Raw genomic sequence first — 14624 nt, forward strand, 5'->3', positions numbered from 1 at the left:
TAACTTGGCTATACACAAATGTCGATAACAATGCCTATGCCCAAAGGGCTACCACTGGCGGTCTATTCCAAACTGATGCTTAAACAGACATACAGATATATTTGATTTCTAAATATTCTTCGATGCCGTACTTAGAGCCTTCTCGGCCAAGTCCTGAGGATTTCATTCCGCCAAACGGCGCGACCTCGGTGGAAATCAACCCAGTGTTGACGCCCACCATGCCGTATTCCAATGCTTCGGCCACTTTCCACACGAGTGAAATATCACGGCCATAAAAATAAGCCGCCAAGCCAAACTCGGTATCATTGGCTTGCTTAATCACATCGTCCACATCGGTAAACTTAAACAGCGGCGCCAGTGGGCCAAAGGTTTCTTCACGGGCGACACGCATACTGCTATCGACATGTGTCAGTACAGTTGGCTCGAAGAAGTTGCCGCCTAAGCTATGGGGCTTGCCGCCCGCAACCACAGACGCCCCTTTACTCAGCGCATCCTCAAGATGGCTCTGGACTTTTTCGACCGCCGCGCGATTAATGAGTGGTCCTGTAGTGACGCCTTCAGTAATCCCCTCACCTACCTTTAATTTGGCCACGGCAATGCTGAGTTTGCGGGCAAATTCGTCATACACGCCCGCCTGAACATAAATACGGTTAGCGCAGACACAGGTTTGCCCCGCATTGCGATACTTAGCGATCATGGCGCCTTCAACCGCCGCATCGATATTGGCATCGTCGAATACGATAAATGGTGCGTTACCGCCTAATTCTAAAGATAATTTTTTCAGAGTCGGCGCGCATTGCTCCATCAACTTAATGCCCACTTGGGTCGAGCCAGTAAAAGACAACTTACGCACAGTTGGGTTACTACACATCTCATTACCAATGCCGATAGCATCACCAGTGATCACACTGAACACACCTGCAGGGATCCCTGCGCGCTCGGCAAGCACGGCTAAGGCTAATGCGGTAAAAGGCGTTTGCGGCGCAGGTTTCACCACCATAGTACAACCGGCTGCCAGTGCTGGCGCGGCTTTGCGGGTGATCATCGCCGCAGGGAAGTTCCAAGGAGTAATAGCCGCAGTCACGCCCACGGGCTGCTTGATCACCATGATGCGTTTATCGCCCTGATGCCCAGGAATCGTATCGCCATAGACGCGCTTTGCCTCTTCGGCGAACCATTCGATAAAGGAGGCGGCGTAGGTGACTTCCCCCTTAGCTTCGGCGAGGGGTTTGCCCTGCTCAGTGGTCATCATCAACGCTAAGTCATCACTGTTTTCATTGAGTAATTCAAACCAGCGACGCAGCTTGGCACCACGCTCTTTTGCGGTAAGCGCCCGCCATGCGGGCAAGGCCGCTTCGGCTGCCGTAATTGCCGCTTGAGTTTCGACTTGCCCCATCACAGGGACACTGGCGATCACCGCGCCCGTAGCGGGATTGGCGATAGCGACAGTTTCTTTTGACTGTGCATCGCACCACTGACCATTGATATAACATTGCTGACGCAGCAGACTCGGGTCTTTTAACAACACAGGAAATTCCTCTCGCGGCGAGGTAATGCCTTACCTCGTATAAAAATTCAAATAAATTAGATACCTAATTTGTCTCTTAGACTGTAATACCATGCCCCCAGCGCACTAAAAGGCACACGTAAGGCGTGACCGCCGGGGAAGGGATAATGGGGCAGCGCCGCAAAAGCATCGAAACGCGTGGCTTGACCATTGAGCATTTCGGCAATTAACTTGCCTGCCAAGTGGGTATAAGTGACGCCATGGCCGCTACAACCCTGTGAATAATAGATATTTTTACCAATACGGCCGACCTGTGGTAAACGCGATAAGGTCAATAAAAAGTTACCCGTCCAAGCGTAATCAACCTTAACCCCTTTTAACTGTGGGAAAGTTTTGAGCATATTCGGGATAATCAGGGATTCGATATCCGCAGGGTCGCGGGCACCATAAACAACACCACCACCGTAGATCAGACGCTTATCGCCAGACAGCCTGAAATAATCAAGCAGATAGTTACAATCTTCGACGCAGTAGTCTTGGGGCAACAGACTTGCAGCCAACTCTTCGTCCAAGGGCTCTGTGGTGATCACTTGAGTGCCACAGGGCATAGACTTGGCTTGCAATTCAGGCATGAGTTTACCGAGATAAGCGTTACCCGCCACCACCACAAACTTGGCTTTTACGCTGCCCTTAGCGGTGTGCACCACAGGACTATCGCCTTCATCGACCCGCAGTACAGCTGAGTCTTCAAATATCTTTCCGCCGAGGGATTCTACCGCGCGGGCTTCACCCAAGGCTAAATTCAGCGGATGAATATGGCCGCCGCTCTTATCTAGCATACCGCCGACATAGCGCTCAGTATTTACCACAGAGCGAATGCTGTTTGCATCGAGCAGCTCCAGCTTGCCCACGTGGCCATGGCTTTCCCATAACTGCTTTTGATGGCGTAAATGGCCCATTTGCTTTTCGTTCATCGCCGCAAATACGCCGCCATCCTTTAGATCGCAGTCAATGTTGTAGTTAGCGATACGTTCACGGATGATGCGTCCGCCCTCGAAGGCCATTTGTCCAAAGAGCTTGGCTTGTTCTTTGCCAACGGTTTTTTCAATGGTATCAATGTCACGGCTATAGCTGTTGACGATTTGTCCGCCATTACGCCCCGAGGCTCCCCAACCAATTCGCGCCGCTTCGAGCACCACCACACTAAATCCCGATTCGAGTAAATGCAGAGCGGCAGACAGGCCTGTGTACCCCGCGCCAATCACACAAACATCGGCTTCAATCGATTCCTGTAAACGCGCGCGCTCAACCTTATCGTTGGCCGATGCCGCATAATATGATCCAGTGTGAGGTATGGCTGACATGATGTTCCCTTGATTTTTATGTTCATTATTTTAAACAACTATCACATCCTACACCTTCAAATCGGGAAACACTAGCCATAAAAGCACAATAATTTACACAATGTTTGATATTTCAAACAAAGTATCCTTGATGCCTTAAACGGATTTGAAAATTACTGTGGAGGCACAGATAAGAATACTTGGAGGGCAGAGAGAAGGATGGCCTTGGCAATCAAGGCCATCCTTTTAGCGAGAGAAGACAACTCAGTGTTTGTTCGCTCTGTGTTTGTTCACTCTGTGTTATAGCACCACTTATTAGTTCAGTGGCATACGCTCACGTTTTTCGGCGCGTCTTGCCATATACCATGACAAGAAGGCGATTAACGACACACATAGAATGATAAGAGTTGCCAAGGCGTTGATCTTAGGCGATACCCCCAAACGCACCGAGGAGAACACTACCATAGGTAAGGTGGTCGCGCCTGGGCCTGAGGCAAAGCTTGCGATCACTAAGTCATCCAGTGACAGACTAAAGGATAACAACCAGCCCGCCACTAATGCCGGTGAAATCATGGGCACAGTGATCAGGAAGAAGGTCTTAAGCGGCGTCGCGCCTAAATCCATTGCCGCCTCTTCGATTGACATGTCTAACTCACGCAATCTTGACGACACCACCACAGCCACGTAGGCGGCGCAGAAGGTCGAATGGGCAATCCAAACGGTCACCATGCCGCGCTCTTTCGGCCAACCTAAGAGATCCGCCATATGCACAAACAGCAACAGCAATGACAGACCCGTGATCACCTCTGGCATAACCAAAGGCGCAGTGATCATATTCGACAACGTGAGCTTGGCCCAAGAGCGCTTAAATCGCGTCATCACAAAGGCGGCCATAGTACCGATAATCACCGCCATGGTTGAGCTGTAAAACGCAATCCGAAGGCTGGTCCACACCGCATCGAGAATTTGCTGATCGGCAAATAACTCACCGTACCATTTAGGTGAAAACCCGCCCCACACTGTCACTAACTTAGATTCGTTAAACGAATAAATCACTAGGATCAACATAGGTGCGTACAAGAAGAACAAGCCGAACCACAGCATCACCGAAGAAAAACTCAGCTTTTTCATAGGTCTTTCTCCAAACTACGCGCCTGATAGCGATGGAATAAGGTAATAGGAATAATCAAGAGTGCCAGCATCACAATCGCCAGTGATGAGGCCACAGGCCAGTCACGGTTATTGAAGAATTCCTGCCACAGCACTTTACCTATCATCAGAGAATCTGGGCCGCCGAGCAGCTCAGGGATCACAAACTCCCCTACCGCAGGAATAAACACCAGCATAGAACCTGCAATCACACCGCTCTTCGATAGCGGGAAAGTGATTTTCCAGAAGGTATTTAAACGGCTCGACCCTAAGTCAGATGCAGCCTCAATCAGGCTCATATCTAACTTCACTAAGGTCGCGTACAGCGGCAAAATCATAAAGGGCAAATAGGCGTAGATAATCCCGATATAAACGGCGATGTTAGTGTTTAAGATTTGCAATGGCTCAGAAATAACTCCTAACCATATCAATGTGTTATTGATAATCCCCGTGTTACTTAAGATCCCCATCCAGGCATAAACGCGGATTAAAAACGAGGTCCAAGAAGGTAACATCACCAATAACAACAGCACGGTTTGCAACCTTGCTGGCGCCCGGGCAATGGCATAGGCCATGGGATAACCAATGATCAAACAGCCAATGGTCGAAATGAGCGCCATTTTTAATGAACTGAGATACGCGGTGTAATACAGCGAATCATCAAGTAACATCAAATAGTTACCTAAATGCAGAAAGATGTTTAATACATCATCCGCATATTGGAAGGTCGCCTCGTAGGGCGGAATCGAAATCGCCGCCGTCGAAAAACTGATCTTAAGAACAATGGCAAAGGGCAAGGCGAAGAACAACAACAGCCAAGCGTAGGGGAAGCTAATCGTCCAGAAACGTCCCTTAAGCCATTTTAGTTTTGACTTCATCTTCATGATCTTAACACCACGCCACTGGTGTCCTCCCAGCTGATGAACACTTCATCATCCCATGTCGCATGGTCGGCACGGCGTTCACGGTTGGTCATACTGCATTGCACTATTTGGCCGTTCTCGAGGCGAATGTAGTACACCGAAATGCCACCTAAGTAGGCGATGTCATGCACTATGCCCTTGGCCCAGTTGTACTCGCCCTCGGGTTGCTCACGGCTGATAATGGTTTTTTCGGGGCGTACCGCTAACCACACATGCTTTTCTTCGGCGCTGGTCGTTACCCCGTAACCCACATAGAAGGGCTGAGCTAAGTCATTGGGTTTAATGATGAGGTGGTCGACTTCGTCCACTTCAATCTCGCCGCCAAAGAGGTTCACTGAACCGATAAATTCGGCAATCATGCGGCTATTTGGACTCTCGTAAATGTCCATAGGTGAGCCAGTTTGGGCAATCCAACCGTCGCTCATAATCGAAATGCGTCCCGCCATGGTCATGGCTTCTTCCTGATCATGGGTCACCATTACGCAAGTCACGCCAACACGCTCAAGAATCTCAACCACTTCTAACTGCATCTGAGTGCGCAGCTTTTTATCCAGTGCGCCCATAGGCTCATCGAGCAGCAATAACTTAGGACGTTTCGCGAGGGAGCGGGCTAACGCCACCCGTTGACGTTGACCACCAGAAAGCTGATGCGGCTTACGTTTGCCATATTGCTCCATATGCACCAACTTGAGCATTTCTTGCACCCTTTGCTCAATTTCCGCTTTGGGTAACTTATCTTGCTTTAAACCGAAGGCGATATTTTGCGCGACCGTCATATGGGGAAAGAGCGCATAAGACTGGAACATCATGTTGATGGGACGTTCGTAGGGTGGCAAATCGGTAATATCTTCACCATCGAGAAAAATCCGTCCAGAGGTCGGTCTCTCAAACCCCGCGAGCATACGCAATAAGGTCGACTTCCCTGAGCCAGAGCCCCCAAGTAAAGCAAAAATCTCACCTTTATTAATCGTCAATGATACGTCGTCAACCGCGCGTACATCGTCGAACAATTTACTGACCCGCTCAATCTTAAGCAGGACTTTTTCTTGCGTCTTTGTAGTGGGTTTGTTGGTGACGCCCGAGGTGCTTGCCATAGTACTTCTCCACCCGAGTATTGATGCGACAAGGCGTTCAATACTTGAGATTTACACAATGAATTAATGAATAGAGATAAAATCTGTAGGCCGAATGCTCAAGGAGCAAGGCAATGTCTGTGCTATTAAAAGGGGCAAGCAATGCTTGCCCCATCTCGATTATTGGCCAGACTTCACTTTGGTCCAGACGCGGGTTAATACGCGTTGGATTTTTAATGGACGGATTTCGCCAATATACAATTTATCCAACACTTCTTTTGGCGGATAAATCGCAGGGTCATTGCGAATCGCTTCATCAACTAAAGGCTGTGCTGGGTCGTTAGGGTTCGCATAAGCCACATAGTTAGAGATAGGCGCAATCACTTCAGGGCGGAGTAAGTAGTTGATAAGTTTGTGAGCATTTTCAACGTTAGCCGCATCCGCAGGGATAGCTAACATATCGAACCACAGGTTCGCGCCTTCTTTTGGAATCGAGTAACCAATCTTGTTGCCGTTACCCGCTTCATCGGCACGGGCAGCAGCTTGGAATACGTCACCAGAGAAGCCGAATGCCACACAGATGTCCCCGTTCGCGAGATCAGAGATATAGCGTGATGAGTGGAAATAAGTCACGTAAGGGCGAATTTTTTCGAGTAATTCACCTGCTTTTTCATAGTCTTCGGCTTTCGTGCTGTTAGGGTCAAGACCTAAATAGATCATCGCTTGTGGCACCATATCATCGGCCGAATCCAGCATAGCAAAGCCACACTTAGAGATTTTTTCAGCATATTTTGGGTTAAAGATCAGCTCCATTGAATCAAATGGCGCATCTTCACCTACCGCGGCTTTCACTTTATCGATGTTGTAACCGATACCATTGGTACCCCAAAGGTAAGGCACAGCATATTGGTTGCCAGGATCAGCCTTCTCTAACTGTTTCATCAGATCGGCATTGAGGTTTTTAAAGTTGCTGAGTTTAGAGCGGTCTAGCGGCTTGAATGCGCCAGCCTTAATTTGTTTAGCGAGGAAATGGTTAGATGGAACCACGATGTCGTAACCACTGCGGCCAGACAGTAACTTGGCTTCCAGCACTTCGTTACTATCAAACACATCGTAAATCACCCGAATGCCCGTTTCTTTCTTGAAGTTTTCTAAGGTATCTTCGGCGATATAATCAGACCAGTTATATACGCGCACTACTTCTTCAGCTTGAGCAGCAACGCTTGCGAGGGCGCCCGCGGTTACTAAAGCCAAAGTCGTCATCTTATTAAATAGCTTCATGCTTTCTCCTTTCTCGGGTAGCAGAATTGCCTTTAACAATTCTGAAATTGTGTCACCGACCATCTGCTCGGTTATTGTTGTTATTCTCGACCAATGCTACACCTTAAAAACCGCATCGGCAGTCTCTACAGCACCATAATGCCTTCATCTCTAGGTGGCTGCAATGAATGGGAGTATCAGATTTCATGCCAAATTTGTCGATTTACTCACTTGCATTAACAAGCACAAAAAAAGACTAGATATTTGTACGCCCTACATCTTGCAACATTCAGGCAAATGCCTCAAGCCCCTAGAAAAACCGCTGAAACCATCTCAGGAAAACTCTTTTAAACCTTAACTAACAGCGAGTTACAAATCGCCTCATTCAAATAAATTTATGTATTGGCAACCAAGGTACAAAATCATCATCGCTTTGAGTTCATTGAATGAGATTTCACAGCGCGACTCAGTTACCGTAAAGCATACGTAAGCATTTCAATTTAAAAGCACTCTGCACCAAAGTTAAGCAAACTCACCGAATTGGTGCAGAGTATTTTTACTGATTGTTCAAATATTCCCGCTATCTTGACCCTAAATCCGTTAAGGCCGTGACAGTTTTGAACAAAAACAGTGCAAATTACACACTGAGTAACAGGAACTCACGCTCCCACGAACTCACGACGCGGCGGAAGTTTTCGAGCTCGGCCTGTTTTACCGCCACAAAGCCGGTGGTAAAGGCTTCACCTAAATATTCCTTACAGGCATCGCTCTCTTCCATCGCCGCTAACGCTTCTTCTAAGGTTAACGGCAGGCAATGTGGATTGTTGCTACGGCTTTCGTTCGATTTACCCTGCACAGGTGTTGAAGGTTTTAACCCTTCCACCATACCGATGTAACCGCAGAGTAAGCTCGCCGCGATGGCTAAATAGCAGTTTGCATCCGCCCCAGGAATACGGTTTTCAATGCGGCGATTTTGCGGTGATGACTCAGGAATACGCAGGCCGCAGGTTCTGTTCTCAACGCCCCATTCCAAGTTTACTGGCGCAGAGGTGCCCGGTAAGAAACGGCGGAACGAGTTGGCATTAGGTGCCATCAACGGCAAGAGTTCAGGAATAAACTTTTGTAAACCAGCGATATAGCTTAGGAATAATGGGCTTTGAGTACCGTCTTCGTTGGTGAAGATGTTTTTACCCGTTTCCTTATTAATCACGCTTTGATGAATGTGCATGGCACTGCCTGGCTCATCGGTCACAGGTTTAGCCATAAAGGTGGCGCACACATTGTGCTTTAATGCCGCCTCACGCAGGGTGCGCTTAAACACAAACACCTGATCCGCAAGAGATAATGGATTACCGTGGCTGAAGTTAATCTCCATTTGCGCTGGGCCGTCTTCGTGGATCAGCGTATCGATATCTAGACCTTGCAGCTCACACCAGTCATACATATCTTCGAAAAGCGGATCGTATTCGTTAGCCGCATCAATCGAGAAAGACTGACGTCCCGCTTCGGGTCTGCCCGAGCGACCAATTGGTGGCTTAAGGGGTAAATCGTGGTCATCGCTACGACTGGTAAGATAAAACTCCATTTCAGGTGCAATGACTGGCTCCCAGCCTTTTTGCTCGTATAGCGAAAGCACTTTCTTCAATACGTTACGTGGCGATAATTCGATGGGATTGCCCATTCTGTCGTAGCAATCGTGGATCACTTGAGCAGTGGCTTCAATGGTCCAAGGCAGCATAAATACGGCATTTTCATCAGGGACACAGACAAAATCGATGTCGGCGTCGTCGAGCAAACTGTAATAAATATCATCGTCGACAAAGTCACCGGTCACGGTTTGCAGCAACACGCTTTCGGGTAAGCGCATGCCTTTTTCGTCGAGGAATTTATCCACTGGGGCAATTTTTCCGCGGGCGATACCTGTCATATCGCTGATAACACATTCGACTTCTGTGATTTTTCGTTCTTTTAAAAAAGCGATTAGCTTATTCATTTTATTTCACTCGAGTTGTAGCCCTACGACGGCACGCATCACCAAAAGCATTGAATATAGAAAGGAAAAATGGGTTTTCACTCACCTTCCATTCAGGATGCCATTGCACACCGAGGGCAAATTCATTTGCGTCTATAACGGAGAAGGCCTCCACTAGACCATCTGGAGCATAAGCTTCTGGCCGCAACCCAATCCCAAGACGCTCCACGCCCTGAGTATGTACAGAGTTTACCTCTGCCGAGTTACGGCCCCAGGCCTCGTAAATGACCCCCCCAGGCTCCACAGTAATACTGTGGGATGGCCCATATTGCACCTCTAATGAGGCCTCTTTATCTTCTCTGTGTTCAATAAAACCGCCCACTTCGTGCAACTTCTGATGCAGACTGCCACCAAACGCGACGTTCATCTCTTGAAAGCCACGACAAATCCCAAGCACAGGCACACCCGCCGCAATGGCCGCACGGATAAGCGGTAAGGTGGTGGCATCGCGTTTTGGATCGTGGTGAGTACCGACTTCACTCGGTTCACCCGCATAGAGATGGGGTTCAACATTCGAAGGCGACCCGGTAAAGAGAATGCCATCGAGACTTGCCAGAATCGCCTCTATAGGTTGTTCAGCACCTAATGAGGGGATCACTAAGGGCCAGCCCTTAGCACCATTCACTACACCTAAGAGGTATTTTTCACCAACAATATTAAAGGGATGTGATCCCAATTGTTGATTACACGCAATAACACCAATAAGGGGCAACTCGACAGACATAACTCACCTTCAGTATTTTTGTTACTAGCACAATGAACACTTTAACTTTTAATGTTCATTTTTTCACACAGTACACCGAATTTTAACCTCAGGCAAGAGGTTAAACACTTGTTAATGAGCCTTTAGGCTTAAGAAGTAATTTTGAGAGTTAATACAGGATATTAGGAGGGATAGTGCAGTTTTAACGGGATAGGCCCACGATAAACCCAATCGATTGAACAAAAATAAGACAAGACTTAAGTCAGATAACCCAACCCAATTTGAATAAAATTATTTACACTTTGGGCAATATATTGCAATCCAAAGCAGGCTTTGAATGAGATTAATGTTGAGTAAATTCAGAGATAGCGCCCCCTAATCCAGGGCAGCGCTGTACTGATTAGAAGTTTGCAGGAGTTGTTGCACTGACCAGTCGACAGGGTTCATCGAAAGGATTACGAAATCTATGGGGTAACTCACTGTTAAAGTAGTAACTATCACCCGCTTCTAAGATATATACCTCGTCGCCAACGGTCAGTTCGAATTTACCTTCGATCACCATAGCCGCCTCTTCACCTTCGTGTTTCAGCATTTCCTCGCCCGTATCTGAACCCGGTGGATAGGTTTCACTCATCACCGACATGGCACGATTGGGAAAGTCGCGGCCAATCAATTTAAATTCTAACGGCCCAGTACCTATATCGAGGAGTTCATCGGAGCGATAAACCACTTTTTGCTCGCTCTCAATCGAGGCTTCAATTGAGAAAAAGTCTACTAAAGACATAGGGATACCCGACAATACTTTTTTCAAAGAACTGACGGATGGGCTAACACTGTTTTTTTCGATCATTGAAATTGTACTGTTAGTCACACCAGCACGCTTAGCCAGCTCACGCTGGGATAAGCCTTTCATTTTTCGAACAGTTCTGAGACTGGCTCCAATATCCAAATTTCACATCTCCCCAAAGGATCGGTCATCCCGATAGATGAAGAACAGGTTGTTCAGGATAAACACCATCCTAAACACATTTTAGCCCCAAAGCGTGAGTTTACACGCTTCCGTTGTATTCTAGCTAAAAAATGTGTTAAATAAAACGAACACTTTTTAGCAGTATCATAAAAGTGTGATGAGTATACTGAGACAAGCCCAATTTACAATAAAAACAATTTTTTGGAGCCCTAATGGCCACGAAATCCCCTGTTCATAGTGAACAATATCCCCAGTCTTATTATCTTGATACTGCTAAAGAAATTTTTGCTCACCCTCAACTGCAAGGAAAGATAAGTGCCGATGTCTGTATTGTGGGCGGCGGCTTTAGCGGTATCAACACGGCGATTGAGCTAAGACAGCGAGGCTTAAGTGTGGTGTTGCTTGAGGCAAGACGCATTGGCTGGGGCGCTTCAGGGCGCAATGGCGGCGAGCTCATCCGCGGTATAGGCCATGACCCCGCGCAATTTATCAACGAAATAGGACAAGAAGGCGTCAGCGCAATCCAGCAAATGGGCTTTGAAGCCGTGGAGATAGTTAGAAATCGGATACAGACCCATCATATCGATTGCGACTTACAGATGGGCTATTGCGATCTTGCGGTAAAGCCTCGGCATATGCTTGAACTTCAAGAAGAATTCGACAGTCTTAAACGTCTTGGATATCAGCATGAAATAAAACTGCTTACCCAATCCCAACTCAGTGAAGTTATCGGCTCTGAATTTTATCAAGGCGCCCTAGTGGATATGGGCAGTGGCCATTTACATCCACTTAACTTAGCCTTGGGCGAGGCCCGTGTGGCCCGTGACTTGGGCGCTCAATTATTTGAATACAGCGCAGCAGAGAAGATTATTCCTGGCGATAAACCACGAGTATTAACGGCAAAAGGCGAAGTGACTTGCCAATATGTGGTGCTCGCGGGCAACGCTTATATTGGCCATAAACTGAATAGCTACATAGGCGGAAAAGTCCTGCCCGCGGGGAGTTACTTGCTTGCAACCGAGCCGCTGACAGAAGCGCAATGCCAAAGCATTATCCCGCAAAATATGGCCTTTGCAGACATGCGAATCGCCTTAGATTACTTCCACTTATCGGCGGATAGACGCTTACTCTTCGGCGGACTTTGTACTTATTCAGGCAAAGATCCCAGGGACATTGAAGCAGCGCTCAGGCCAAACCTTGAGAAGGTATTCCCACAGTTAAAAGGCGTACGCATCGATTACGAATGGGGGGGCATGATAGGCATTGGCGCCAACCGTATGCCCCAAATCGGTCGCCTCCCCGATGCGAGTAATATTTTTTACGCCCAAGCCTACGCAGGCCACGGCGTCAATGCCACTCATATGGCCGCCAAACTGCTCGCCGAAGCCATATGTCAGCAGGCGGGATATTTTGATGTGTTTGCCAAAATCAAGCATATGACCTTCCCCGGCGGCCCCACATTCCGCTCGCCCATGCTAGCTGCGGGTATGCTGTACCACAGGTTTAAAGACTTATTCTGAGGTTTGCCCTGTCGTTGGATATGCGAGCAAGCTATCCAACGACACTAAATGGCGCGGACAGCGTTAAGGCGTTTGCGGCGCCTTAACCACAGAATAAAAGGCACCGAGCCAAAATAATGCACGACTAATGCCACCAGCACGCCAAAGCCTATCCCACTGGTGGTTAACGGGATGCCAGGCTTAAAATTAACTATGGTTTGCTGTAAATATTCAAAACGAGCTGGATTGAACATATAGGCGGTTTTCTCGAAAAGATTCCCCTGCGCAAAGGTCTGCATTCCCTGCTGCAGCGCTTGATACAGGGCTAGCGTCTGGCGCTTTTGCTCAGCATCCGCCCTGACGCTAGGCTCCTCGTTTTGCAAATGGCGGGCAATCATGGTTTCGACATCGCCGTAGTGATATTCTTTCGCCGTGGCCTTATAGCCCTCAACTTGCCATTGAGTCGAGGTATAGAGCCCCGCTAAAAATTGCTGATAATGATCGGCTAATTGGGGAAGTTGCAGCGCCATCACTAAGATAAAGCCGAAGATCAGCTTATCGAACAATCGAGTTATCATGACAAACTCCTTGATAAATCAAAGGATATATCACTGCCAATGGAGTGCTGCAGGGTGTCCTGCTCAGCACTCCAGCATCAACGCTTATTGCGCTATAGGTAAATCGCTGCGACTGCCCCAGTCGGCCCATGAGCCATCGTAGAGCACTGCATCGGCATGGCCAGAAGCGAGTGACGCTAAGATTAAGATACAGGCGGTAATGCCCGAGCCACAGCTGAAAATCCTTAACGGTTTATCGCAAGCAAGCCCTTGAAACAGGGTTTGTAATTCGGCCGAGCTTTTGATTTTGAAGCCATCGAGCACCTCTGCAAAAGGTAAATTAACCGAATGGGGAATATGCCCACTACGCACACCAGGGCGTGGCTCACTCACTTGGCCTAAAAAGCGCGCGCCGCCGCGGGCATCGATAATCGCGCTGCCGCTATCATCAAGCTTGGCAAACACGGCCTCGGCATCCATCACCTTGGCAGGCTGATATTCCAAAACGGCAGTGAGTTCCTCACTATCGCTTGCACCATAATCTATCCCTTCTTCCTGATAGCGGGATGAGGTGACTCTGTCTTCAGCCATCCATTGGGGTAAACCACCGTCGAGCACGTACACACGCTGATATCCCATCACCTTGAATATCCACCAAGCGCGCGGAGATGAATAAATCCCTTGATTATCATAGATAACTACCACGCTTTGCGGGTCTATTCCGAGCTTGGCAATGCCTTCGACAAACTGTTCAAACCTTGGTAAGGCGTGGATTTGAGTAGAAGTTTTATCGCAAAAATCCGTTTCGACATCAAAGCGCCTCGAGCGCGGAATGCACACAGGTTCGGAATAGAGGATAGGCTCTTTGCCCAACACCACGGCCATGCTGGCATCGAGTAACACGAGATCGGGCGAGGTGAGGTGCTCTTCGAGCCATTGAGTGCTCACGAGAGGATATTCCATTGGCTGTCCTTATTCTGATTTCCAACTGGGATAATGACTTATCAGCCTGCGTTTTGCTGCACATGCAAAACCCAAGCGCTATTCAAACCATTCGAACCGATACTGTTTTGGTAAAGCACACATGACAAGCTCATTGAGAGTCGATTACTGACTCGCCGCTTGAATCACTTCAATTTTGACATCTAATAAACCCGCCGAAGTATTGCCTATGCTGCTAAATGCAGATTTGGACAAATCTATAATTCGGCCCCGCACGAAAGGCCCTCTGTCGTTGACCTTAACCACAACCGTTTTACCATTCTTAAGATTTGTCACTTTAACCACTGAGCCAAAAGGAATTTCCTTATGTGCGGCCGTTTTTAATTTATGGTTATAACGCTCACCGCTGGCGGTTTTCTTATTTTGATGTTTATCGCCGTAGAAAGAGGCTTGGCCAGACTCAGTAAACCCCTGCCAGTTTCCCGAATGGGTAGAAGAACACCCTGACAAGGCCAAGGTGACTAGCAGCATTAAGGTCAAAGATACGTATTTGAGACTCACAGAACATCCCTTAGCAAATGAGTTCATCATCCGAGCAATGTACAGCAAAAATCCCTAAGAGGCACCCTTGCGCCACTTTATCCATTTAATTAGAGGGTTAACCAG

13 protein-coding genes are annotated in these 14624 nt (G+C 48.0%); 1 reads left to right on the forward strand and 12 read right to left on the reverse strand.

What is annotated here, in order from left to right; translation table 11 throughout:
* Positions 1-79 precede the first annotated feature (79 nt).
* The 9 genes from gabD to CBX96_RS02130 all read right to left on the reverse strand — a co-directional run bounded on the left by gabD (position 80) and on the right by CBX96_RS02130 (position 10939).
* Positions 80-1528, reverse strand: coding sequence for an NADP-dependent succinate-semialdehyde dehydrogenase (gabD, locus tag CBX96_RS02090; protein ID WP_109285529.1), 1449 nt, complete (start codon positions 1526-1528; stop codon positions 80-82).
* Between the two features lie 56 nt (positions 1529-1584).
* Positions 1585-2871 (reverse strand): FAD-binding oxidoreductase, encoded by a 1287-nt coding sequence (locus tag CBX96_RS02095; RefSeq protein WP_109285530.1) that lies wholly within the window; start codon positions 2869-2871, stop codon positions 1585-1587.
* Positions 2872-3165: 294 nt separating this feature from the next.
* Positions 3166-3981, reverse strand: a complete 816-nt coding sequence (locus CBX96_RS02100) for an ABC transporter permease subunit (protein WP_011623664.1) — start codon at positions 3979-3981, stop codon at positions 3166-3168.
* Entirely contained in the window at positions 3978-4883 is a 906-nt protein-coding gene (locus CBX96_RS02105; protein WP_109285531.1) for an ABC transporter permease subunit, read from the reverse strand. Before CBX96_RS02105 ends, CBX96_RS02100 begins: the two co-directional genes overlap by 4 nt.
* A complete protein-coding gene (gene potA, locus CBX96_RS02110) occupies positions 4880-6016 on the reverse strand; it encodes a polyamine ABC transporter ATP-binding protein (protein WP_011623666.1) in 1137 nt (378 codons plus the stop codon). Before potA ends, CBX96_RS02105 begins: the two co-directional genes overlap by 4 nt.
* Before the next feature lie 159 nt (positions 6017-6175).
* The gene (locus CBX96_RS02115) at positions 6176-7276 is read right to left on the reverse strand and encodes a polyamine ABC transporter substrate-binding protein (protein WP_041408839.1); all 1101 of its coding nucleotides are present in this window, start codon (positions 7274-7276) and stop codon (positions 6176-6178) included.
* 616 nt (positions 7277-7892) lie between these two features.
* Complete coding sequence (locus tag CBX96_RS02120; RefSeq protein ID WP_011623668.1) at positions 7893-9248, reverse strand: glutamine synthetase family protein; 1356 nt, start codon at positions 9246-9248, stop codon at positions 7893-7895.
* Between the two features lies 1 nt (position 9249).
* Entirely contained in the window at positions 9250-10011 is a 762-nt protein-coding gene (locus tag CBX96_RS02125) for a gamma-glutamyl-gamma-aminobutyrate hydrolase family protein (RefSeq protein ID WP_011623669.1), read from the reverse strand.
* Positions 10012-10390: 379 nt separating this feature from the next.
* Positions 10391-10939: a cupin domain-containing protein gene (locus CBX96_RS02130; RefSeq protein ID WP_039977919.1), complete on the reverse strand. Its 549-nt coding sequence runs from the start codon at positions 10937-10939 to the stop codon at positions 10391-10393.
* 233 nt (positions 10940-11172) lie between these two features.
* Here CBX96_RS02130 and CBX96_RS02135 point away from each other — a divergent pair, with 233 nt between their 5' ends.
* Entirely contained in the window at positions 11173-12480 is a 1308-nt protein-coding gene (locus tag CBX96_RS02135) for an FAD-binding oxidoreductase (RefSeq protein ID WP_109285532.1), read from the forward strand.
* 44 nt (positions 12481-12524) lie between these two features.
* On the opposite strand, the gene CBX96_RS02140 is transcribed toward CBX96_RS02135, so the two are convergent.
* The 3 genes from CBX96_RS02140 to CBX96_RS02150 all read right to left on the reverse strand — a co-directional run bounded on the left by CBX96_RS02140 (position 12525) and on the right by CBX96_RS02150 (position 14489).
* Entirely contained in the window at positions 12525-13037 is a 513-nt protein-coding gene (locus CBX96_RS02140) for a DUF2937 family protein (RefSeq protein WP_109285533.1), read from the reverse strand.
* Positions 13038-13121: 84 nt separating this feature from the next.
* A complete protein-coding gene (locus tag CBX96_RS02145; protein ID WP_109285534.1) occupies positions 13122-13979 on the reverse strand; it encodes a sulfurtransferase in 858 nt (285 codons plus the stop codon).
* 144 nt (positions 13980-14123) lie between these two features.
* Positions 14124-14489, reverse strand: coding sequence for a septal ring lytic transglycosylase RlpA family protein (locus tag CBX96_RS02150; protein WP_374916760.1), 366 nt, complete (start codon positions 14487-14489; stop codon positions 14124-14126).
* Positions 14490-14624 lie beyond the last annotated feature (135 nt).

The organism is Shewanella sp. BC20 (genome assembly GCF_003129585.1).
GTDB classification, from domain to species: domain Bacteria; phylum Pseudomonadota; class Gammaproteobacteria; order Enterobacterales; family Shewanellaceae; genus Shewanella; species Shewanella seohaensis.